This is a genomic window from Stenotrophomonas sp. PI_27, from assembly GCF_027854495.1.
GTDB classification, from domain to species: Bacteria; Pseudomonadota; Gammaproteobacteria; order Xanthomonadales; family Xanthomonadaceae; genus Stenotrophomonas; species Stenotrophomonas pavanii.
Genome location: NZ_JAJNOF010000002.1, coordinates 199,772 through 221,103, shown reverse-complemented (window position 1 = coordinate 221,103; position 21,332 = coordinate 199,772). Strand labels below are relative to the sequence as shown.

At 67.1% G+C, this 21,332-nt stretch carries 18 protein-coding genes; 8 read left to right on the top strand and 10 right to left on the bottom strand.

The window, feature by feature from the left end:
- Nucleotides 1-9: 9 nt before the first annotated feature.
- Nucleotides 10-891: a hypothetical protein gene (locus tag LRM18_RS03250; protein WP_270951076.1), complete on the bottom strand. Its 882-nt coding sequence runs from the start codon at nt 889-891 to the stop codon at nt 10-12.
- Nucleotides 888-1,928: a hypothetical protein gene (locus LRM18_RS03245; protein ID WP_270951074.1), complete on the bottom strand. Its 1,041-nt coding sequence runs from the start codon at nt 1,926-1,928 to the stop codon at nt 888-890. Before LRM18_RS03245 ends, LRM18_RS03250 begins: the two co-directional genes overlap by 4 nt.
- A 91-nt stretch (nt 1,929-2,019) precedes the next feature.
- Here LRM18_RS03245 and LRM18_RS03240 point away from each other — a divergent pair, with 91 nt between their 5' ends.
- The 4 genes from LRM18_RS03240 to LRM18_RS03225 are packed head-to-tail and all read left to right on the top strand — an operon-like array spanning nt 2,020 to nt 4,067.
- Entirely contained in the window at nt 2,020-2,946 is a 927-nt protein-coding gene (locus LRM18_RS03240; RefSeq protein ID WP_064238608.1) for a LysR substrate-binding domain-containing protein, read from the top strand.
- On the top strand, nt 2,943-3,404 hold the full coding sequence (locus LRM18_RS03235) for an AraC family transcriptional regulator (protein ID WP_270951070.1): 462 nt from the start codon (nt 2,943-2,945) through the stop codon (nt 3,402-3,404). Before LRM18_RS03240 ends, LRM18_RS03235 begins: the two co-directional genes overlap by 4 nt.
- A 10-nt stretch (nt 3,405-3,414) precedes the next feature.
- The gene (locus tag LRM18_RS03230) at nt 3,415-3,840 is read left to right on the top strand and encodes a VOC family protein (protein WP_049467210.1); all 426 of its coding nucleotides are present in this window, start codon (nt 3,415-3,417) and stop codon (nt 3,838-3,840) included.
- A complete protein-coding gene (locus LRM18_RS03225) occupies nt 3,837-4,067 on the top strand; it encodes a hypothetical protein (RefSeq protein ID WP_049467211.1) in 231 nt (76 codons plus the stop codon). The genes LRM18_RS03230 and LRM18_RS03225 overlap by 4 nt, the downstream gene beginning before the upstream one ends.
- 7 nt (nt 4,068-4,074) lie before the next feature.
- On the opposite strand, the gene LRM18_RS03220 is transcribed toward LRM18_RS03225, so the two are convergent.
- Complete coding sequence (locus LRM18_RS03220; protein WP_049467213.1) at nt 4,075-4,770, bottom strand: HAD family phosphatase; 696 nt, start codon at nt 4,768-4,770, stop codon at nt 4,075-4,077.
- 131 nt (nt 4,771-4,901) lie between these two features.
- Here LRM18_RS03220 and LRM18_RS03215 point away from each other — a divergent pair, with 131 nt between their 5' ends.
- On the top strand, nt 4,902-5,807 hold the full coding sequence (locus tag LRM18_RS03215; RefSeq protein WP_270951065.1) for a hypothetical protein: 906 nt from the start codon (nt 4,902-4,904) through the stop codon (nt 5,805-5,807).
- An 18-nt stretch (nt 5,808-5,825) separates the two neighbouring features.
- On the opposite strand, the gene LRM18_RS03210 is transcribed toward LRM18_RS03215, so the two are convergent.
- Entirely contained in the window at nt 5,826-6,566 is a 741-nt protein-coding gene (locus tag LRM18_RS03210; protein WP_049467217.1) for a DNA/RNA non-specific endonuclease, read from the bottom strand.
- A gap of 799 nt (nt 6,567-7,365) precedes the next feature.
- On the opposite strand from LRM18_RS03210, the gene LRM18_RS03205 reads away from it, so the two are divergent.
- Both LRM18_RS03205 and LRM18_RS03200 read left to right on the top strand, forming a co-directional pair.
- A complete protein-coding gene (locus tag LRM18_RS03205) occupies nt 7,366-8,940 on the top strand; it encodes an alpha/beta fold hydrolase (RefSeq protein ID WP_270951063.1) in 1,575 nt (524 codons plus the stop codon).
- A gap of 314 nt (nt 8,941-9,254) precedes the next feature.
- Nucleotides 9,255-10,112: a retropepsin-like aspartic protease gene (locus LRM18_RS03200; protein WP_270951061.1), complete on the top strand. Its 858-nt coding sequence runs from the start codon at nt 9,255-9,257 to the stop codon at nt 10,110-10,112.
- 17 nt (nt 10,113-10,129) lie between these two features.
- Here LRM18_RS03200 and LRM18_RS03195 read toward each other — a convergent pair whose 3' ends face one another.
- The 6 genes from LRM18_RS03195 to LRM18_RS03170 are packed head-to-tail and all read right to left on the bottom strand — an operon-like array spanning nt 10,130 to nt 18,019.
- The gene (locus LRM18_RS03195; protein WP_270951059.1) at nt 10,130-11,149 is read right to left on the bottom strand and encodes a sugar kinase; all 1,020 of its coding nucleotides are present in this window, start codon (nt 11,147-11,149) and stop codon (nt 10,130-10,132) included.
- 10 nt (nt 11,150-11,159) lie between these two features.
- A complete protein-coding gene (locus LRM18_RS03190) occupies nt 11,160-12,347 on the bottom strand; it encodes a GDSL-type esterase/lipase family protein (protein ID WP_049467223.1) in 1,188 nt (395 codons plus the stop codon).
- 21 nt (nt 12,348-12,368) lie between these two features.
- Nucleotides 12,369-13,121: a glucose 1-dehydrogenase gene (locus tag LRM18_RS03185; protein WP_103282303.1), complete on the bottom strand. Its 753-nt coding sequence runs from the start codon at nt 13,119-13,121 to the stop codon at nt 12,369-12,371.
- 46 nt (nt 13,122-13,167) lie between these two features.
- Nucleotides 13,168-14,472, bottom strand: coding sequence for an MFS transporter (locus LRM18_RS03180; RefSeq protein WP_270951055.1), 1,305 nt, complete (start codon nt 14,470-14,472; stop codon nt 13,168-13,170).
- Nucleotides 14,469-16,697 carry an oligoalginate lyase gene (locus LRM18_RS03175; protein WP_270951053.1) on the bottom strand — a complete coding sequence of 743 codons (2,229 nt, stop codon included), beginning with the start codon at nt 16,695-16,697 and terminating at the stop codon, nt 14,469-14,471. The genes LRM18_RS03180 and LRM18_RS03175 overlap by 4 nt, the downstream gene beginning before the upstream one ends.
- Entirely contained in the window at nt 16,694-18,019 is a 1,326-nt protein-coding gene (locus LRM18_RS03170) for a polysaccharide lyase 6 family protein (RefSeq protein WP_270951051.1), read from the bottom strand. Before LRM18_RS03170 ends, LRM18_RS03175 begins: the two co-directional genes overlap by 4 nt.
- Nucleotides 18,020-18,361: 342 nt before the next feature.
- On the opposite strand from LRM18_RS03170, the gene LRM18_RS03165 reads away from it, so the two are divergent.
- Complete coding sequence (locus LRM18_RS03165) at nt 18,362-21,253, top strand: TonB-dependent receptor (protein WP_270951049.1); 2,892 nt, start codon at nt 18,362-18,364, stop codon at nt 21,251-21,253.
- The last annotated feature ends 79 nt before the right edge of the window (nt 21,254-21,332 follow it).

Below are 21,332 nucleotides of genomic sequence, written 5' to 3'. Positions count from 1 at the left end.
CACCTGCCTTCAGGGTCGCGACATCCGGTAGCGGATGCGGTACAGGTCCAACCCTGCACCGTCCGCGCGCCGCGCCGAATAGGTCAAGGTGTCGGGTTGCGAGCCATCCAGCATCGCGCCGTAGCTGTCGCCGGAGGCTTCGTTCAAGGGCGAGGGCAATGCATGGCCTGCGTCATAACGGCTTCCACGCGCGTAGGCAATGAACTGGCGCACCGGTGCACTGCCGAAGTCCTGGGCACGGGCAAACACCACCGTTCGCCCGTCGCCCAGGAAGGTGGCATCGAACTCTTGGGCAGGGGTATTGATGCCGCCAGCCAGCGGCCGTGCCGGCTGCGCGACGCCGCCGATCATCGCCGCGCTGTAGAGGTCATGGCCGCCGGCACCGCCCGCACGATCGCTGGAGAACAACAGCGTACGACCGTCTGGCGAGAGCATCGGCGCGAACTCATCGGCCGCGCTGTTCACTGCGGGGCCAAGATTGACTGGCTCCCCGAATCGACCGTCGCTGCCCATGCTGACCCGATACAGATCGTCGCCGCCCTGGCCGCCTGCTCGATCCGAACAGAAATACACCACGCGGCCATCGGCGGAAAAGGCGGGATCGAAGTCACGGCCCGGCGTGTTGAACGAGACCGGCGTCGCCGGCTGCCAGCGCTGCGCATCGTGGTGGGAGACCCAGATGTCATACCCGCCCGGACCGCCGGGCCGGTTGCGGCTGAACCACAGTGCGGTTTTTCCGTCCGGGCTCAAGGTCAGTCGAATCTCGTCGTACTGCGTGGATGCAACAGCCGGGGCAAAGCGTTCGGCGGGGCCGACGATCTGCAGCGGCCTTGATTGAGACGCGGCAGGCGACGCAGCAACCAGCAGCATCACGGCCAGCAGCGCCTTCATGCGCGTCGCTCGAAGTCGCTGACCCAGTTGGTTTCCCAACTGCGTCCACCATCAGCCGAGGCCGCCTGTTCCCAGCGCGCCGAACGCGGGGTGATGCGTGACCAGAGCACCCGCGTCTGGATCGCGCGACCGTCGTGCAGGTCTTCGCCGAAGAAGCGCCCGACACCGGCCTCGAAGCCACCACGCAGTGGCGCGCCGATCCGGGTCGGCTCCCGGCCATCCAGCCACCAGCTCAGCCAGTGCTGCCCGGTTGCGTCCCAGGCGCGGATGCCCATGCCGCGCAGGGGCGCCCCAGGCACGTCCATCAGGTTGTCACCCACGTTGCCGAATCCCCCCAGCACCGGCCAGTTGTGCAGGGTGCCGTCGAACGTCTCCCAGGCGTCGCTGCCTGCCAGCCGAGCACGCAGGCGGCGATGGCGCACGTTCCAATGGCCCGCCAGGAAATCGAAATCGGTCGGCGCATCCGGCAGCGCCGGAAGTGCCGACGGCACCGCAGCGGTGCGGTGGAACCAGTTGCGCCAGTTCACTTCCCAGTGCGCGCCCCCATCAGCGGAGAAGGCCTGTTCCCACCACGGCACTTCGCCATGGATGTCATGCCAGCGGAACCAGACGTCGATGGGGCGCCCCTTGAAGTGGTCGCGTCCGCGGAAGCTGCCGCCATCGCCGTCGAAGGCGCCCCGCACGGGCGCTTCGATATGGGCAGGGTTGCGGCCATCGATCCACCAGATCGACCACGTGGACGACACTGGATCAAACGCACGCACGCCCAGGCCCCTATAGGGACCGGAGGGCAGCGCCATGACGTTGTCATCGATGGTGCCGAGCCCGCCCAGGGTGAGCCAGACCGCGCTGGCGCCGGTGAATGCCTCCCAGCGGGTATCGCCCACCAGGCGCTCCTTGAGGCGTTGGTGCCGGACCTGCCAGTTGCCCTGCAACCATTTCCAGTCAGCGGTGGGGCTGGCCAGGGCCCACCCGGAGGGCAGCGCGCTGGACGCTGTCGCTGCGGCCACGGTGGCCAGGAACTGCCGTCGATCCATCTGCGTGATCCGTTGCCGAAGGTGCTTCCATCGTTGCGGGTGCGAGGGGGATTGACCACGCGGATATCGGGGCTCAGGCTAAGCCACACTTATGGTGACCCAACGCCAGCTGCCATCGCTTGTCGCCATCCGCGCCTTCGAGGCGGCGGCGCGGCTGGGCAGTTTCGCCCGCGCGGCCGAAGAGCTCGATACCAGCGCAGCATCGGTGAGCTATCACGTGCGCCGGCTGGAGGCGCAGACCGGCACCTGCCTGTTCCTGCGCCATGCACAGCATGTGGAATTGACCGCCGCCGGTGCGAGCGTCGCAGTGGAGGCCACCCGGGCCTTCGACGCGCTGCGCGCCAGTTTCATGCGTGCCGCTGACATGGATGCAGCACGACTGCGCCTGTCCGTTCTGCCGACGCTGGGCACCAGCTGGTTGACGCCGCGCCTGGGCAGTTTCCGCGCGCGCCATCGGAGCATTGTGCTGGAACTGGACCTGTCGGCAGAACCGCAGGACCTAGCCGCCGGGCGTTTCGATGCCGCCATCCGCAACGGGCAGGGTGCGTGGCCCGGGCTGCAGGCCACGCCCCTGTTCCCCAGCATTTTCACCCCGCTGTGCGCACCGGCGCTGCTGCCGGCGGCGGCCGGGCTCGGTCGCCGGGCGCTGGACGTTCCGCTGCTCGGCCGGCGCGACTGGTGGGCCCTGTGGTTCTCCGCACAGGGTGCAGTTCCGCCGCCGGCGGAGGAGAGCTTCGTCAGTCCCTTTGCGGTGGAGCATCTGGATATCGGCGCCGCCATTGCAGGTCAGGGCATCGCCATCGGCTCGCCGATCCTGTTCCAGGCCGAGCTCGACAGCGGCCGGCTGGTGCAGGCACATCCGGGTGTGGCCGGCGACGGGCGCAGCTTCTGGTTCGTGGCGCCCACTGCACGGAGCGGCAGCGCCAAGGTCACTGCATTCCGTGACTGGCTGGTCGAGCAGGCCGGCGAAGCGCGGCATGCAGCACGCCATCAACTGGCCCGCGCCAGCCTGCCATGAACCAGAGCCCCGAACTGCTGCGGCGCCTGCTGCGCGCCAAGGACCGGATCGACCACGCCAGTCACGAGGACTGGCCAGTGGCCCGCCTGGCCGAGGTCAGCGCCGTATCTGCCGCGCATTTCGCGCGCTCGTTCAAGCAGGCCTTCGGCCTGCCACCGCATCGTTACCTGCTCAGCCGCCGCATCGAACGGGCAGTGGCGATGTTGCGTGACACCGATCTTCCGGTCACCGAGATCGCCGCGCAGACCGGCTGGAGCAGCCTGGGTACCTTTGGCCGCATCTTCCGCGACATCACCGGTGACAGCCCGGGCAATGTGCGGGAGCGCGAGCGCACAGGCCAGGCGAGGTCCGCCAGCGTGCCGGAATGCCATGCACGCGCCGCGCAGCGCCCGGACCTGAAGACCGCAGTTTTGGAGAAGCGCCGTCGCCAAGCGGTTGCTAACGTGGGCCCCACCTGAGGGAGGTCCCATGACAAACACGGTGAACACGGTCGGCCTGTATGTACGCGACCAGGATGAGGCGCTCGCGTTCTACGTCGGCACGCTCGGCTTCGAAGTGCATACCGACGTGCGCAATGGCAGCTACCGTTGGCTGACGGTACGCAGCCCCGGCCAGGATGGATTCCAGCTGGGGCTGTTCGTGCCCGGTCCACCTGCCCACGACGCGGCCACTGCACAGGCGCTGCAGCAGCTGGTCGCCAAGGGGGCGATGCCGCCGCTGGTACTCGCAGTGGAGGACTGCCGCGCGCGCTACGCGGAATGGCAGGCAAAGGGCGTCGAGTTCACCCAGGAACCGGTTGAACGCTACGGCGCCATCGATGCGGGGTTCCGCGACCCGTCCGGCAACGGCTGGAAGATGATCGAAGCCCGCTCCGAAGCGAGGCGCCGTCCATGAGCCGGGGTCGCTGGGCGCGGCCCGTGCATCGCTGGACCTCGATCGTCTTCACCCTGGCGGTGATCGCCAACTTCGCCGTGCGTGGGCTGGGGCACGGCGAGCCTGCAGCGTGGATCACCTATTCGCCGCTGCCGCCGCTGTTCCTGCAGCTGTTCACTGGCCTGTACCTGTTCGCGCTGCATTACGCCGGGAAACGCCGCAGCGCCGCACTGGGCGCTGCGGGCTGAGGCCGCCTCAGGCGGCGACGTCGGCGGCGTAGGCCGCAAGCAATGCCGGCAGCTGCTCCATGCGCTGGAAGATCACTTTCGCGCCCGCAGCGCGCAGGGCCTCGGGCGTACTGTGGTGCGGGCCGCCTTCGCTGAAGCCGAACACGGTGGCGCCAGCGGCAACGCCGGCAGTGGCGCCGGTAACGGTGTCCTCGATGACCGCACAGCGCGCCGGGTCCACACCCAGCGCGGCGGCCGCGGCCAGGTACACGTCCGGGTGCGGCTTGGTCCGCGGCATGTCCTGGCCGCTGAACACGTTGTTGCCGAAGGCATCCAGCATGCCGACCTTGCCCAGCTGCAGTTTGACCTTGAACAGGTCGGCGCCGGAGGCGCAGGCAATGCGGCCACCGGTAGCCGCAGCAATCGCACGCACGGCCTCGGGCGCCCCCTGGATCGGCTCCAGATCCCGTTCCAGCGCCCGGTTGCGCTGCTGGCGGAACTCCTCCAGCCATTCCTCGGTGAACGGCTTGCCGGTGCGCTCTGCGATCAGCCCGGCCAGATGGGCCACGGACTGGCCGAGGAAGACTTCACCCGCCTGCGCCGGGGTCAGCGCCCAGCCGCGAGCGGTCAGCATTTCCGAAAGCACCCGGGCCACCAGTGGCTCGGAATCGACCAGTACGCCGTCACAGTCGAACAGCACGGCATCGAAGGGGAAACGGGACATCTACTACTCCGGAACAGCCAAAAGGGCGAAGTGCCCGTCATTTTCCCACAGCAGGGCGGGCAGGGCACGCTGGCCACAGGAACGCTAGACTGCCGGGGACACCCTGCCCAGCGCCTGCACGGGAATACGACTTGAACCGATTGCGATCATTCTTCGGTGCTTACCCCATCCAGTTCGCGATCGCCGCCAAGCTCTACGTGCTCTGCCTGGACCTGCCCGTAGCCCTCCGCCTGATCGCATTCGGGTATCGCCTGGGGCCGCCGGAGGCCTCGCGTGAAATCGGCAACGCGGTGGCTGAGCTCGGTTTTCGCCTGAGTCTGTTTGCCGGGGCGGCGGTACTGGTGTCGATGCTGCTGTTCGGGCGCCGCGGCGCGCTGCGGATCCGCCACCCGGTGATCGCTTCGATCGCCCTTTTCGGGTTGCTCGTCGTGCTGGATCGCGCCCTGCGCATTCCGATGGCGCAGTTGCCGTTTCCAGTCTGCAGCGTCGCAGCCATCAGTCTGGTTCCGCTTGCGCACGCACTGGTCCTCACGCTGCTGGCCATGGTGCCGGCGCTGCTGATGCAGCGGCGCATCCGTGCCGAGGGCGTGCACCATCACCTCATCAGTGCCAGCATCGCCGGCGCGGTGACGCTGGTGGCCGGTAGCTGCCTGCTTCCCATCCTGGCGTTGCACTTGCCTGCGGCAATCTCGCCTGGCGAGTTCATCATGCCGGTTTTCGATGGGCCCGCGCAGTTGCAGATTGCCAGCCTGATCCTGCTGGTGTGCTGCGCACTGGCCACGTTTGCCGGCCTTTGGGCCAGCGAGCTGTCACCGCGACCCGCATCGATGCTGCGCACGATGGTGGTGTCGCTGGTCCTGCTTGCTACCTCCCTGCTGATCAGCCTGGCCGGCGTGGCGTATCTGCTGCGAATGCTGTCCGCTGGGATACCGACGATCGGGCGCGGGCTTGCCTTGGTCGTGCTCCTCGGCGCCGTACTGCAGTTCCTGTTCGCCAGAGTGCTGGCGTCACGATGGCTGCGCGTACAGGCATCGTGACGTTCCTCTACCCGCCGATCAGCCCAGGTCACACCCGGCCGGCTGCGGCCAGGTGGTGGCCGGCAGCATGTTCTTCAGCGAGGCCGGTGCGTTGATCGCCACGTAGCTGGCGCCCAGCAGCTCCTCCAGATCGGCGATCGTCACCAGGTAGTTGTCCAGGCTGCCGAGGTTGGCCTCGTTGGGGATGATCCAGCTGATCGCCTTGGCGGTGCCGGTGTTCGGGTCGCGGGTGATGATCGTTTTCCAGAAGAACTCCGGCGTCGGGATGCCGTGGCTGGCCAGGAAATAGTCGTTGGCAGCATCGCCGTACACCACGCCACCGTAGACGTCCACCGGCGCGATGTCGCGGTAGCACTCGGCCACGTTCTCGGCCTTCACCCAGATGCCCTGGTTGAAGCTGGACACCTGCGGCACGATGTTGGTCATGTAGTTGGCGCGGCGGATGTAGGTCGCGTCGTAGTCCATGTGGTTGGACGTGACCAGGTGGCCACGGTCATAGCCGGACTTGATGCTGGCATAGGACGCGGTGCTGGTCTGGCCCAGGCAGCCGGCCGGCAGGTCCGGGTCCTTGTAGAAGCTGGACGGCCGTGCGGCGGAGCCGGTATCGGCCGTGAGCGTGTACTCGTAGCGGGTGGCGCTGTGGATGCTGCAGTCATAGGTGAGCACGAAGCCGCCCTTGTTGAGGGTGACCACCTGGGCCTGGGCAGCGCCGGCGACGGCGCTGAGGACGAACGCGAGGAAGAAGCTTGCAAGGCGCATTGCGGTTCTCCGGCAGAAGATTCAGGACGCAGCCACCCGTCACGCCCTGGCCGTGGCAAGGTCATGCGGAGATGCTGCGGAGACGGGTGCTGCGGATTGCGGTGGGACCTGACCGCGCTGTTGGGCCATCAGCCCTGCGGTGTCGTAAGCGTCACAAGCTGTCGTCTTTCGGTCAACGACGAAAAGACGAAGCTGTGACCGCCCGCAAGCACTGGAGAGGTGTCAGATCACGCGGCCGGTGGCTGACATGCGCGCGTGCTAGGCGTCGTAGCACAGCGTGTACGCGACTCGATACCATGCGAGGCACTGGGGAAAGCCGTGGCATCGAGCGTGGGGAACAATGAGCAATGAGATCTTTGCGGGGGCCGCTGTTGCCGCCCTCATCGGAATGGCAATCGTGGCTGCGCTGCGTCGACAGAAGCGTCCGCCACATCGCAGCTTCAAGTGTGGGCGATGCGGCAGCGCGGCACTGCACGACGCACGTACCATCGGCGCCTGGCGGGACGGGAAGCAGCGGTTCTACTGCAGCACCTGTCATGCAGGCTGGTTGCGATCACGCCCGCAGGTCGCCACATCGCGCCGTAGGGAATCCGGGTGCTTGGGCGCCGTCGGCATGGTTGTGTTGATGCCGCTGGCGGGCCTTCTGGTATGGGTGATCCAGCGCGCCTGAATCTGATTTCGTATCGTCCCCTTTGGGATGCCGGGTCCCAAGGCGCCATGCTGCGTCGCAAGGTGCCAGCCACCATGCGCACTGGTACGGTCCGATCCGTTGCACCACCACCGACGGGGAGAGACGACGATGCGCAAGGTATTGCTGCTGTTGATCCTGCTGACCGGGCTGGCGCCCACGGCCCATGCGGCCACGGTCAAGACCACCCATCGCACCCTCCCGGGCTGGGATGGCACGCCCCTCGGGGCCTTCGTCATCGAACCCCAGGACGGCGGCGTTGGGCGCTATCCGCTGCTGGTGATGCCCAGCAGCTGGGCTGTCCCCAGCGTGGAGTACGTGGGGGTGGCGCAGTCGCTGGCGCAGCGCGGCTATGTGGTCATCAGCTACAGCTCGCGCGGCTTCTGGGAGTCGGGCGGCAGCATCGACATCGCCGGGCCCGCCACGGTGGAGGATGTCAGCGCCCTGATCGACTGGGCGCTGGCCAACACCCGGGCCGATCCGGCAAGGATCGGCGTCTCGGGCATCTCCTACGGCGCCGGTACCAGCCTGCTGGCCGCAGCGCGCGACCCGCGCATCAAGGCGGTTGCGGCGCTGAGCGGCTGGGCTGACCTGCAGGCGTCGCTGTACAGCAACGACACCCCCAGCGCGCAGGGCATCGCCCTGTTGGTGGCCGCAGGGCTGGCCACTGGCCGCCCCGGGGCGGAACTGGCCACCATCAACCGCAATGTGCTGGTCGGCAACTATCAGGGGGCGGTGGAGTCATTGCTGCCGGTGGCGGCGCAGCGCAGTCCCGCAGCCAGCCTGGATGAGATCAACGCCCACCGGCCTGCGGTGTTCCTGGCCAACGCCTTCAACGACAGCCTGTTCCCGCCGGGCCAGCTGGTGGACTTCTTCAACGGCCTGAAAGGACCCAAGCAGCTGCAGCTGCGCCATGGCGACCACGCGCTGAACGAGGCCCTTGGCGCGTTCGGCATTCCCAACGAGGTGTATGCGGCCGTGGGCGACTGGTTCGATCACTACCTGAAGGGTGAAGCCAATGGCATCGAGCGCCAGGCGCCGGTGCAGCTGAAGTCGGAGAAGGGCAGCTGGAGCCACTATCCGGACTGGCAGGCGACGCAGACGGGCGCCGTCAGCTACGGGCTGACCGCGCCGAGCGGGCTGCTGCAGCCCACCGGCGGATTGGCGGCGAACGGGGGCGGCACCGGCTGGAGCTACCGCATCGGCAGCGGCCTGCTGACGGCCGCCAACTCCGGCGTGGTGATGGCATCGGGCGCGCTGCAGATGATCAACCTGCCGCCAGGCGCCTATGTGCCCTTCGTCGGCCGCAACGCCGCCGGTGTCTGGCAGGGGCCGGTGTACTGGAGTGCACGCCGTCTGGATGGCGCGCCGGAAGTACGGATGACGGTCACGCCAAGCCGCGCCGACACCACGCTGTATGCCTATCTCTATGCCGAGGACGTGCTGGGCAATGGCCAGCTGATCAGCCACAAGCCGTACACCCTGCGGGGTGCCACGCCGGGCCAGCCCAGGACCATCGACCTGCGATTGGAAGCCAGCAGCTGGAACATTCCGGCCGGCAGCCGCCTGACCCTGGTGGTGGATACCGTGGACCTGCGCTATGCGGGCATCAGCCAGCTGGGCGGTACGCTGACTTTCAGCTCCCCGGCCAACGCGCCGTCGGTGCTGAAGGTACCCTTGCATTGAAGCAGGGCGCGCCCGCTGGGGCGGGCGCGTTCCTTTGGGCTGGAAGACTGCGCCACTGGTGTTGCTTCCGGGCAAGGAGTGATGTTCCGGATTGCCGCCATGAAGGCGACATGAGGGACACGGCAGCGCTGGAGGCGTGGCTCTCCGGACAGTGATCAGGTCCTGCTGGACTGCGGGCGCCGCTGTGCGGGTGCATTAAACCTTTCTGCCGGCAGCGGCATCCAACCCGCCATGAGCACGGCATCCGCTGCGGCTCCACTGGAGGAAGGACCCCTTCGATGCGCCTGCTGCCACGTACTGCGTTCCAATGCACGATGCTGATCCTGCTGGTGGCTCCCGCGGCGGGTGCTGCGGTTACCGACATTCCCTTCGAGCAGGGCAAGGATCACCGGATCTATGTGGAGGGCACGATCAACGGCTCGCGACCGCTGCGCTTTCTCGTCGATACCGGCGCCTCGGCCGTGGCCGTGGCCCGGCGCATCCAGCAGGACGCGAGACTGGTCATTGACGACCGGAGCGAGAACACCGGCTCCGACGGGGTCACGTTCCTCGACTACAGCACGCACAACGTGGTCCAGGTCGGTCCGGTGCGGAGGCCGATGGGGGCCGTAGTGGTCGACTACCAGGGGCGGCCCTTCGATGCGGTCCTGGGCTGGACGTTCTTCCAGGGCAAGGTGCTGGAGATCGACTACGACCGCAGCCTGCTGCGCGTGCACGACGGGCTTCCCGATCTCACCGGGTATACCCAGGCCCACGTGCGCTGGATCGACAATACCCCGGCCGTCCAGGTCACGCTCGGCAATGGCAGCGATGTCTTTGCTCCTTGGCTCGCGCTGGACACTGGCAGCAATGGCAGCATCGACCTGACCTACGCATTCGGCGCCCGCCATCATCTGCAGCAGGCATTTCCGGAGCGGTTGGGCACATCACAGTTCAGCGGCAGCGCCGGGCGGAAGATCCGTGCGGTGGATGTCAGGGTACCCGTGGTCGCCATTTCGGCCCTGCCGCTGAACGGGGCGAAGGCGTCGATCACGATCGACAACGACGGTTCCAGTGGCGATGGGACGCTCGGCAGCGAAACCCTGCAGCAGTTCAACATCATGCTGGACACCCGTTCCGGTGCCATCTATCTGCGGCCGAATCGGCGCTCGGCCACCCATCGGCCGGAATGAGCGAGCGCGTTGTGCGTTCAGCGCCGGACATCTGCGCCTGCATTGTCCAGCAGCGCCAGCACCTGCGCCTCAGCGACCGGATTGAAGTCGCCGGGGATGGAGTGCTTCAAGGCGCCTGACGCCAGTCCGAACGCCACCGTGCTTTCCGCGTCGAATCCGGACAGCAATCCGTGCAGGATGCCGGCAGCGAACGCGTCGCCGCCGCCGATCCGGTCGACGATGCCAGGCAGGGGGCGCGGTGGTGCCTGCGCCCGCGTCCCGTCGCGTCCCAACAGAAGCGCGCCCAGGCGGTGATGGTCGGCACTCGCCACGTCGCGCTGGGTGCAGGCCAGCCACTGCAGGTGCGGGAAGGCGGCAAACGCGGCGGCCGCAGCCGCTACGGTTCGGGCGACCGCATCGTCCTGCGCAAAGTGCAGCCCCAACACCCGTTCAATATCCCGGTGATCGGCAAAGACGATGTCCGCCCCGGCGAAGAGCTCGCGCAGGATCGCCGCGGCGTCGCCGTCCCAGCGTCGCCACAGCGAGGGACGGTAATTGCCGTCGAACGATACCCGGACACCGGCCGCGCGAGCCGCATGCACGGCACCCAGCACCGACTCGGCCACGTTGGCGCCCAGCGCCGGGCTCACGCCCGAGACATGCAACAGGTGCGCGCCAGACAGCAGAGCAGGCCACGGATGATCCTTGGCACTGCTGTTTGCGAATGCGGACCCGGCCCGGTCGTACACCACTTCACTGGCCCGCTGTACCGCGCCGGTTGCCAGGAAGTACAGGCCCATGCGTTGATCCTCCACTTCACGCACGCCGGCCACGCCCACGCCATGCCGCCGCAGCTCGGCCACGGCATGCCGGCCCAGCGCGTTGGCGGGTACCGTGCTGACCATCTGCACCTCGTGGCCAAGGTGGGCCAGCGAGACCGCGACGTTGGCCTCGGCGCCCCCCACATGCACCTGCAGCTGCGGCGCCTGCAGCAGCAGTTCACGACCGGGCGCGCCCAGGCGCAGCAGCAACTCACCGAAACAAACGACGCGGCTCATCGGTTCTCTCTCACTCGGGGGTGGTGCAGCCCAGCATGCGCAGATCGATGGCATCGGCCATGCGCCGGTAGCCTTCGTCGTTGGGATGCAGATGGTCGCGGGTGATGTCGCTGGGCAACGATTCCGCGGCCTTCGGGTCACGCAGGGCGGCATCGAAATCGACGATGCCATCGAAGCCGCTGTTGCCGGCGCGTGCCCACTGGTTGATCGTGATGCGGGTCGCCGCCGACACGGGCTCGTAGCGCTCGGAACCGCCGAACGGGGTCAGTGTGCCCAGCCAGGCGCGGATGCCGTGCGCATGCAGTCGCGTCGCAACCTGCTGATAGCCCTGCATCATGTCCGCCGCGTTGCGTCCGGGTACTGGCTGGGCGCCGCCACCGTGGCGGATGTCATTGATGCCTTCCAGCAGGATCACCTGATCGGCGTCGGCCACTGCAATCACATCGCGATCCAGGCGGGACAGCGCGCTGTGGCTGCGGCCAGGGTCGAGCAGCTTGTTGCCGCTGATGCCCTGATTGAGCACGACAAAGCGATCAGGACATGCCTGCTGCAGGCGCTGCGCCAACCGTTCCGGCCACTGGTTGAAGGTACCGCGTCGCGCAGTGGCGCCTTCCGTGATCGAGTCGCCGAGCGCCACGATCACCTGCGGGCGTTCGGCGCGTTGCACCATGACGGCCGAGAACACGTTCTGCTGGTAGCTCAGCCGTACGCTGTCGGCGACGGTCGCCTGCCTGCCGTCCACGACCCGCAGTTCGGTGCGGCGCACCGAGGGACGCGTAGGCTGCGGGAAATAGGCACTCACGCTGATCTCCTGCAGCGCCGTCACCGGCATCCGCACCGGGTCGCTCAGCAGCGCGGCACCCACCGGCACTTCAATGGCTGCGCGGCCATCAACCGTTACCGGCAGCGGTGCGGCCTTGCCGTTCTTCACTCCCACGCGAAGGTCCTCGACCCGCAAGGGCGCCGTGCCGAGCTCGTTGCTGATGCGCAGCCGCAGCGCATCGCCACGGCTGCCAATGCGCATGTCCTGGCGCACGGTCTGTGCGGCGAACTGTACCGGCGCATCGGACGTTCCGTCCTTGCGGTCGGGCGCGGGCGCTGCCGTCCAGGCAGTGACCCACACGGGTGCGGCCCACACAGCGGGCGCCGTCATGGCGGAGCAGAGCGTCAATGAAAACAGAAGTGTCCAGCGCTGCATGGGCAGGAGTCCGGTCAGGTGTCAGGAGAAGTAGGTGCCGCCGTTGACGTCCAGGTTCGCACCGGTGATGAACGCCGCCGCATCCGAAGCCAGGAACACCGCCGCGTCAGCCGCTTCTTCCGGCATGCCCTGGCGGCGCAGCGGGGTGGCGCCGGCGACGGCGCTGCGCACCTCCGGCTTGGTGAATTCGTCGTGGAAGCGGGTGGCGATCATGCCGCAGCACAGGGCATTGACCCGGATGCCCTTCGGTCCCAGTTCCTTGGCCATGGCGCGGGTAAAGGTCATCACTGCGGCCTTGGCCGTCGCGTAGATCGACGCGCCTGGGCCGCCGCCATCGCGGCCGGCCTGGGAGGCGAAGTTGACGATCGCTGCGCCTTCGCCCATGTGCGGCACCACTGCGTGCGTGGTCAGGTAGGTGGAGGTGAGGTTCAGGTCCATCACGGCGTGGAAGAACGCTGGATCGATCTCGGCCAGCGGACGACGCTGCACCATGCCGCCGGCCACGTTCACCAGCAGGTCGATGCGCGTGCCGAAGGCGGCCTGTGCCGCTGCGACCAGGCCGGCCACGGCTGTGGCATCGGTGACATCGGCGCGGTGCACCATGGCGTGGCCACCTGCCGCGCGGATCTGTGCCAGTGTTTCCTGGGCACTGGCTTCATCATTGGCGTAGTTGATGCAGACGCGTGCACCGGCAGCGGCCAGTTTGAGCGAGACGGCGCGGCCGATATCGCGGCCACCACCGGTGACAATGGCCACCTTGTCCTGGAACGACATGCGGAAAACTCCTTGGTTTGCGGGGGAATGAAAGGGAGACGCGGGCTCAGCCGACGCGGCGGTCGAGCTTGTGGATCGGCCCGGTCCACCACCACAGCGCGGCCAGCGACAGTGGCACCAGTGCGGCGACGAGGATGAAGATCGGGGCGTAGGAATGACGGGTCAGCACCGGCACCAGCCAGGTGGTGATGAGGGTGCCGGCCACTGCGGCCAGGCCGCCCAGGCCAGCGAGGGTGCCCACCGACCGGCCGTCGAACAGGTCCCCCGGCAGGGTCTGGATGTTGCCGATGGCCACCTGGAATCCAAACAGCACTGCGGCGATCGCCAGCACCGCAAGCAGCGGCTGGTTGGCCAGCACCGCGCCCAGCAGGGCGGGGGCCATGATCACGCAGCCCAGGGTGATCGCCAGCTTGCGCGCGCGGTCCACGCTGTACCCGGCGCGGATCAGGCGCCCGGACAGCCAGCCACCCCCGAGGCTGCCCAACATCGCGCCGACGAATGGCACCCAGGCGAACAGGCCGATCTGCTTGATGTCGAAACCGAAGGTTTCAGCGAGATAGATCGGCAGCCAGGACACGAACAGCCACCAGATGGGGTCCAGCAGGAAGCGACAGGCCAGCATGCCCCAGCTCTGCCGATGGACCAGCAGCGCGCGCACGCTGGCCTTGGGCGTTGCCTGCGCCTGCCGCCCGGCCTGGTCTTCCAGGATCAGCCGGCGCTCGGCATCGCTCACCCACGGATGCTTGTCCGGCCCGGCGCGGTAGACCAACAGCCACGGCAACAGCCACAGGAAGCCGATCGCGCCGACCAGCACGAAGGTGCCACGCCAGCCCAGCCACAGGTACAGGCCGGCGATGGCCGGTGCGGAGACGATCGCGCCGATCGACGCGCCGGCATTGAACACGCCCTGTGCCAAGGCACGCTCGCGCGCCGGGAACCATTCGGCGTTGGCCTTCACCGCGCCCGGCCACGCACCCGCTTCGCTGATGCCGAGCATCGCCCGCACCAGGCTGAAGGACAGCATCGAATGGGTGATCGCGTGCAGGGCGATGGAGATCGACCATACGCTGATCGACAGGGCGAAGCCCAGGCGTGTGCCGATCATGTCGAACAGGCGACCGAACAGGAACTGCCCGGTGGCGTAGAACAGCATGAACACCGTTACCAGCAGGGCATAGTCGTCCTTGGTCGCGCCCACTTCCCTGGCGATTTCCGGCCACATCACGGCCAAGGCGTTGCGGTCGATGTAGTTGATGACCGTAGCCACGGCGATCAGGCCCACGATCAGCCAGCGTACTACTGAACGTACCGGCACCTTGCGCAGGTTGGCTACCGCCGCAGGGCCGTTCATTCGCCGTCCCCCTTGCTGCGGTCCATGCGTGCGTGGCTGCCGCTCCATCGATAGGTGTGGCCGTCGATGGTCACGCTGTGCTCGCCCCGGGCGCTGCTGTCGTCGGCCACGCCGAGGGCGATGCGTGCACCGCTGGCCAGGCGCAGTTCGATCACTTCGGCGTCGCTGCCGCGGCCGCGCACGATCGCCTTGATGCGGCTGTCCGCGCCGTGCACGTACTCGGCGGTGCCGTTGTACTCGCCATGGGGTTCCAGCACGCTGAAGAAGGTGACGTCCTTCTGGCCATCCACGCGCTGCAGCAGGGCCGGCTCACGGCGCAGGTTGAACTCCGGATCGTTCGCGCCGCTCTCCACCAGCAGCGCCTGTGCCGGCGCGCTGCTGCCGAAGCGGTAGGTGTAGAAGCGCCCGTCCAGCAGCCACGCCAGCGAACGCGGTTCGCTGCCGGGCGCGCTGCGTGCGTCCAGCCACAGGTGCTGGTAGCCGTTGTCCTTGCCCAGCACCGGGCGCTGGGCGGGGAAGTGCGCGGCCTCGAAGCCGGTGGTGACGATGTGGCCGTTGAAGTGTAGCGGCAGGTCGTAGCGTGCGGCCTTTTCGCCGTGGACCTGCAGCAGGTCCAGCACCACCGGCAGGCCCAGGTCGGGGTGGCGCAGCAGCGCCTGGGTGCGGGTGAACGCCACGCCGGGGTAGGCGTCACGCATGCTCGCCGAGGCGACCTGGGTATCGGCGTCGGCCTGGAAGAAGCGCACCTGCGGGGCATGCGCCTCGCCGCGCTTCCAGTCGCCCTGGAAGTGGCTCTGCTCGTCCACCACCAGGGTGTTGTGGGCCACTGTCTGCTTGGCCCAGCTGCGGTTCTCGGCAAGGTAGATGCCGCCACGCTTGGCTTCCACGTTGAGGAAGCGGGCGGCGCCGTAGTCGGTCACCACCGGATTGCCGTTGTCGTAGAACAGCCAGTTGAGCTTGTCGAAGTGGCCATGCCCCATCCCCTGCAGGGTGTCCTTCTGCACCAGCGCCTGGCCGCGTTCGCCGTTCATGCGCAGGATCGCCAAGCCGCCACGGTCGCCGCCGGGACCATCGCGCAGCAGCATCGGGTGGTAATCGAAGGGCCTGGCCCTGTTCGCGGCCAGTGCCTGCGCCACCTGCAGGCCCTCGGGCGACAACAGCAGGCGCTTCTGCCGCTGGGCTACCGACAGCAGTCGGTCGTCCCCGGTGCGTGCATAGGCGATGCCGATGCCGGCCACCAGCTCTTCGGTGTCGATGCCCTTGTCCAGGATGGCATCGTTGATCGGGAAGAACAGGCCGCCATAGCTGGACTGCACCAGCGCATCGACAGCCTTCAGCAGTACGCCATCACGGCGCGCGAAGATCTTCCGCTGCGGCTCGTTGCGTTCGATGGCGTTGGCGAACAGCAGGAACGGCGCCAGCGCATAGCGCTGGTAGTACGGACCTTCCTCGTAGTATCCGTCGGGTGAGAACAGCAGGTCGATCTGGCGAAGGAAGCCGAACCGGTCATCCTTCTGGCTCCCGCGCAGGGATTTCTCCACCAGCTCAGGATCGCGCAGTACATAGCCGGTCATGCCGGTAGCCGCCACCGCCCACGTGGCGTGGTTATGGATCTGGTCGTAGTTCTTCGGCTCGCTGGCGAGGAACCCGGCCATCGGCCGGAACACCCTTGATTCGATGGTGTCGCGGTCATCGGCGGACAGCGCATCACGGATCGCGTCGTAGCCCTGGATGGCGTTGACCAGCCACACCGAATCGTTCAGCACCTGCCAGAAGACGCGTCCGGGGATCTGCCCACGGCCTTCGGGATGCGGGCCCAGCGTCGGGTAGAGCCGGGCATACTGCAGCAGCATGTCGCGCGCGTAGTCCACGTAGGCCCTGTCACCGGTCAGCCGATACAACGTGCCGGCCGCGAGCAGGGCCTGATAATTGCGCTTGTGCTGTTCATGGGTGCGTCCGCCGCCCTTGTCCTTCGGTACCGGCACGTCGATGCCGGCCTTCATCATCTTCTTCAGTGTTGCCTCGGTGCGCGCCTGCTCCTTGGCGAACCACGGGTAACGACTGCCTTCGCTGGCCATCTGCTGCCATTGCGCGGCAGTGACCAGCACCGGCGCGGTGTCGGCCTGCCGCGCAGCGGCAGCGGGCGCTGCCAGCAGCGGCGTGGCCGGCAGCAGGGCGAAGGGGGCCGCCAGGGCCAGGGCAACGAACAGCGGCTGCAACCTCATCGATCAACTCCGGTGCTGATGCGTGACAGGGCAACCTCGCCCACCTTGGGATACCAGTCCACGCCGGTCGCCTCGCGCGCGGTCATCGCCAGGGCAGGATCGGCGCCCACCTGGGGCAGCGCAGGCGTGGCAACCCACAACCCGCTGCCAGCCTGCTGCAGGCTGACGCTGCGGCCTTCCACCCCGGCGGGAAACACGCTGCTGGCCGCCGGTGACTGCACGTTGCCACTGAAGGTGATGCCGGCCAGCGAGCTGGCCGTGTTGGGTGGATTCCTGCTGGTGCGATTGACGATCAGGTTGGCGCTGAAGCGGCTGTTGCTGGCGGCCACCACGATGCCCTTGGCTTCATCATGGCCCACGCCGAAGCTGATCTTGGCCACATCCACGAAGGTATTGCGGCTGATCGTGGCATTCACTACCGGTGCGTAACCGGACAGGGGGGGATCGACCTGTCCATCCATGACGGCCAGCGCGGAGCGGTTGCTGGATCCGGCCAGGCGTTCGAAATAGTTGTTGCTGACGATCTGGTCGCCGTTGATGATGCGCACGCCCCCGGTGCCGGCCTTGTCATCGCCGAGGAAGACGTTGTCGATCACCCGGTTGCCGTTGCCATGGCGCAGTGTGAGTGCGCCGGCAGAGCGGTAGAACACGTTGCCGCGATAGGTGTTGCCCCCGGATTTGCTGCTGATGATCTCGGTTTCGCCGTCGCAGCCTTCAAACCAGTTGTTCTCCACCGTGCTGTTGGATGCGCTCAGCGAGGTGTCACTGGTGCCGATGCGGAGGGTTTCACCGCCGTTGACGCCCAGCGCAGGGCGTGGGCCGAACCAGTTGTGGTCGATGCGGTGCTGGTTGTCCAGGCCCTGCGTGGCATCGCGCACTACCACCACGGTGGGCCCCGCGTTGGTCTTGCCGCGCAGCTGGCTATGGTCCAGCCGGTTGTGGCTGCCATACAGCGATACCCAGTAGTCCTGGTCGCCGGGGTCCGGGTTGCTGTAGTTGTCGATGACCAGGCCGCTCACCTGGCTGTGGCTGGCCACCGCCTTGCTGGATTCGCGGAACGCCACCACCGCGTCGCCCGGTGTGTAGCCGTTGCGGAACACCAGGTTGGACACCTGCAGGTAGCTGCCGGCCAGGCGCAGGTCCGACTGCCCGCTGAGGATCACCTTGCCCGGGGTCTGCGCCCGCAGCACGATCGGCGCGGCGGCGGTTCCCTGGCCCTTCAGCAACAGCCGGGTGTCGGTCCAGGTGCCATCGGCCAGCACGATTTCATCACCCGGCTGTAACGACGCGGCGGCCGTGTCGAACTCCGCAGCGTCATGCACGAGCCAGCTTGCGGCGGTTGCCGGCAAAGTGGTCAGGCAAAATGCCAGGGCTGTGGTCAGGCAAAGAGAGGTCGGGTGGCGCGAAAGGCGTGTACTGCGCATGGTGTCCTTCCAGAGACGGCCGCGCCGTCGTTTCAGGGATGGGGTGCGGACCAGTTGCGGGACCTTTGTAAGCCAGTGGATGCGCAAAGTCATGCTGCGTTAGCACATTAAATCGCCGTTGATTGGTATGAAACAAAGGCATTCGAAAAAGAACAGACCAGTTGGTTGACATTTTCATGTCCGCATGCCGAAGCTGCGTCCCACGCCTGCCGTGCAGGCGATCCTTTGGGAGGAGGAACCATGCGGCAACCCGCCGGAGCAGTGCCCAGCATCTCGTTGTCCCCCACGCCCCTGATCGTGGCCCTGCTCGCCGTGCTGGCGGGTACGCCTGCCGCCTTGGCCCAGTCCAGCAGGGATACGGCGGGGCAGGACCCCACCACACTCGACCAGGTGCAGGTCACCGGCATCCGTGAGTCGATGCAGAGTTCGATCAACAAGAAGCGCGACGACACCGTCATCGCCGACGTGCTTTCAGCCGACGACATCGGTGACCTGCCGGCCCCGTCGCTGGCCGACGCCATCGAAACGTTGACCGGCGCCGCGTCCACCCGCGACAAGACCGGCGCTTCGGAGATCTCGATCCGCGGCCTTGGCGCATTCCTCAGCAGCACCCATTTCAACGGCCGCGAGATCACCAATGGCAGCGGTGACCGCTCGGTGAACTTCAACATGTTCCCGGCTGAGCTGATCAATACCGTGGCGATCTACAAGACCCAGCGCGCTGACATCATCGAGGGGGGCGTGGCCGGCACCATCGGCCTGGAGACGGTGCGCCCACTGGAGTACGGCAAGCGGGCGGCGCAACTGGACCTGCGCGGCAGCTGGGCCGAGTACGACCACAAATACCGCGACAGGGATGGCATCGGCTACCGCGGCACCGCCAGTTACATCGACCAGTTCGAGTTCGGCAACGGGCAGAAGCTGGGCGTCTCGCTGGGCGTCCAGCGACTGGATGGCACCGACCCGGAAGAGAGCATCACCAGCGGCTCGACCTGGTATGCCTGTGATGGCACGCAGAACGTGGCCAATGCCAACTGCAATGAAGTCTCCGCGCAGGCCATTGCCAATGGCGCACCGTACTACCTTGTGCCAAGCAGCCGCATCTACCGCATGAAGCAGGAGCGCAACGATCGGCAGAGCGAATTCGCCGCACTGCAGTGGCGGCCCAATGACACGGTCGAGTTGAACCTCGACTTCGAACATACCGAGCGCAACTGGTACGAGAACCGCAGCGACCTGAGCCTGTCCAACGCACGGCGTGGCATCACCCGGCGGGAGGTGGACGAGGATGGCATCGTGCGTCACCTGCATGGCAGCACCTCGATCGACTCGACTTCCAACCGCTACTGGCGCGGCGAGGAATACACCGGTGGCGGCGTGAACCTGATCCTGCGCCCCAGCCCGGCCTGGGAGCTGTCCACCGACCTTTCCTATTCGCACACCCATCGCCTCGACAGCGAACGCATGAGCCGCCTGCGCGCCAACCAGCGCGACGTCAACAATGCCGTGGTGCCGGGCATCAGCAGTGGAGCTACCGGCTATGTGGACTATGACTGGGACTGGCGGGGTGAAGTGCCCAGTGTTGCCCTGGCACCGAGTTTCGACCCCGGCAACTGGGATGCCTACACCGGCGCGGCGCGCGTGACCTCCAGCGCGACGGAGAACGACCACAGGATCAAGGCCGGACGCTTCGATGCCAGCTTCATGCCGGAGGCCGGCGTCTTCACCCGCATCAAGGGCGGCGTGCGCGCCAGCCAAGCCGATTACCGGCTGCGCGACAACACCCTGGTGACCGACTACGACCCGCGCGTGGCGGCCGACAAGGCGAAGATCATCGCTGCAGGCCGGGCCTGCCGCGCGCCCTTCCCGCAGGACGATTTCATGGATGCGGCCAGCGGCAACACGATTTCCTCGTGGGCCTACTTTGATCCGGACTGCCTGTACCAATCGTTCCGTGGCAGCCTGGACAGCGGGCTCGACCCGGGCTTCCAGGACCCGAACAACGTTGATGTCACCGAGAAGACCCGCGCGGTATACCTGATGGGGGAGTTCAGCAGCACCCTGTTCGGCCTGCCGGTAACCGGCAATGCTGGCCTGCGCTGGGTCAGGACCGATGTGCGTTCCGAAGGTGTGCGTACCGGTCTGCGGGTCGAGGACAACGGTGACGGGACGATCCGCCTGCAGCCGACCGGCGCCTACAGCACGCAGGTGTTCAAGGCAGGCAACGACAAGCTGCTGCCCAGCCTCAACGCGGCCTTCGAATTGCGCCCGGACCTGCTGCTCCGGGTGGGTGCGTACCGCGCGATGTCCCGGCCGGACATCGCCGCGCTGGGGGCCGGGCGCACCATCAACGTCAGCAGTGATGCCACCTACGGCAACCTGGCTGACGCGCTGGATGACATCAGCGCCAGCGGCAATCCCGCCGCGCAGCCGCTGATGTCCTGGAATGGCGACCTCTCTCTGGAGTGGTACCCCAATCCCGATACGATGCTGGCCGGGGCGGTGTACTGGAAGCAGTTCAACGGCGGCACCGCCACCGCGCTGGTGCCAGAGACCTATACGATCGATGGCCGCAGTGTGACCGTGCCGGTGCGCCAGCAGGTAACCACCGACGAGGACAGTACGCTGACCGGCTTCGAGCTGACGGCCACTCACCGCCTGTCCTACCTGCCGAAGCCGTTCGATGGGCTGGGCTTCAAGATCAGCTACAACTATGCCGATGCCGATTACCAGACCCAGGATTCGCGCCTGGGTGAGCAGCTGGCCAGCGACGGCACGATCATCCCGGCCATCGTGCCACCGGCGGGCCTGAGCGGCTTCTCGCGGCACGTGCTGTCCGGCTCGATCTACTGGGATGTCGGACGCTTCAACGTCCAGGCCATCGGCAAGTACCGCTCGCGCTATTACCAGGATTTCACCGGCAACGCCGCGCAGCAGAACCGCTATTACGATGACAACACCAGTGTCGATCTGCGCCTGCGGTATCGGGTGAACAAGCAGCTGTCGCTGTCACTGGAACTGATGAACCTGACCAATGAACCACGCGTGGCCTACCAGCCGCTTTATGGGAACTTCCGCGAAGTGGTGAGCTACGGGCGGCGTGCGTATTTCGGTGTACGATACACGTTCTGAACAGGGCGGCGCGGCCAGTGGTCGCGCCGTCGCTCCAACCGGACCGTTGCCGGCCACGGTGGCAGGGCAGGGGCCGGGA

Bases quoted from the DNA above. Each gene is read 5' to 3' on its own strand.
- LRM18_RS03205 (WP_270951063.1), top strand. From the start codon at position 7,366: ATGCGCAAGGTATTGCTGCTGTTGATCCTGCTGACCGGGCTGGCGCCC.
- LRM18_RS03210 (WP_049467217.1), bottom strand. From the start codon at position 6,566: ATGCGCCTTGCAAGCTTCTTCCTCGCGTTCGTCCTCAGCGCCGTCGCC.
- LRM18_RS03200 (WP_270951061.1), top strand. From the start codon at position 9,255: ATGCTGATCCTGCTGGTGGCTCCCGCGGCGGGTGCTGCGGTTACCGAC.
- LRM18_RS03220 (WP_049467213.1), bottom strand. From the start codon at position 4,770: ATGTCCCGTTTCCCCTTCGATGCCGTGCTGTTCGACTGTGACGGCGTA.
- LRM18_RS03235 (WP_270951070.1), top strand. From the start codon at position 2,943: ATGAACCAGAGCCCCGAACTGCTGCGGCGCCTGCTGCGCGCCAAGGAC.
- LRM18_RS03190 (WP_049467223.1), bottom strand. From the start codon at position 12,347: ATGCAGCGCTGGACACTTCTGTTTTCATTGACGCTCTGCTCCGCCATG.
- LRM18_RS03165 (WP_270951049.1), top strand. From the start codon at position 18,362: ATGCGGCAACCCGCCGGAGCAGTGCCCAGCATCTCGTTGTCCCCCACG.
- LRM18_RS03175 (WP_270951053.1), bottom strand. From the start codon at position 16,697: ATGAGGTTGCAGCCGCTGTTCGTTGCCCTGGCCCTGGCGGCCCCCTTC.
- LRM18_RS03250 (WP_270951076.1), bottom strand. From the start codon at position 891: ATGAAGGCGCTGCTGGCCGTGATGCTGCTGGTTGCTGCGTCGCCTGCC.
- LRM18_RS03225 (WP_049467211.1), top strand. From the start codon at position 3,837: ATGAGCCGGGGTCGCTGGGCGCGGCCCGTGCATCGCTGGACCTCGATC.
- LRM18_RS03180 (WP_270951055.1), bottom strand. From the start codon at position 14,472: ATGAACGGCCCTGCGGCGGTAGCCAACCTGCGCAAGGTGCCGGTACGT.
- LRM18_RS03195 (WP_270951059.1), bottom strand. From the start codon at position 11,149: ATGAGCCGCGTCGTTTGTTTCGGTGAGTTGCTGCTGCGCCTGGGCGCG.
- LRM18_RS03230 (WP_049467210.1), top strand. From the start codon at position 3,415: ATGACAAACACGGTGAACACGGTCGGCCTGTATGTACGCGACCAGGAT.
- LRM18_RS03245 (WP_270951074.1), bottom strand. From the start codon at position 1,928: ATGGATCGACGGCAGTTCCTGGCCACCGTGGCCGCAGCGACAGCGTCC.
- LRM18_RS03185 (WP_103282303.1), bottom strand. From the start codon at position 13,121: ATGTCGTTCCAGGACAAGGTGGCCATTGTCACCGGTGGTGGCCGCGAT.
- LRM18_RS03240 (WP_064238608.1), top strand. From the start codon at position 2,020: ATGGTGACCCAACGCCAGCTGCCATCGCTTGTCGCCATCCGCGCCTTC.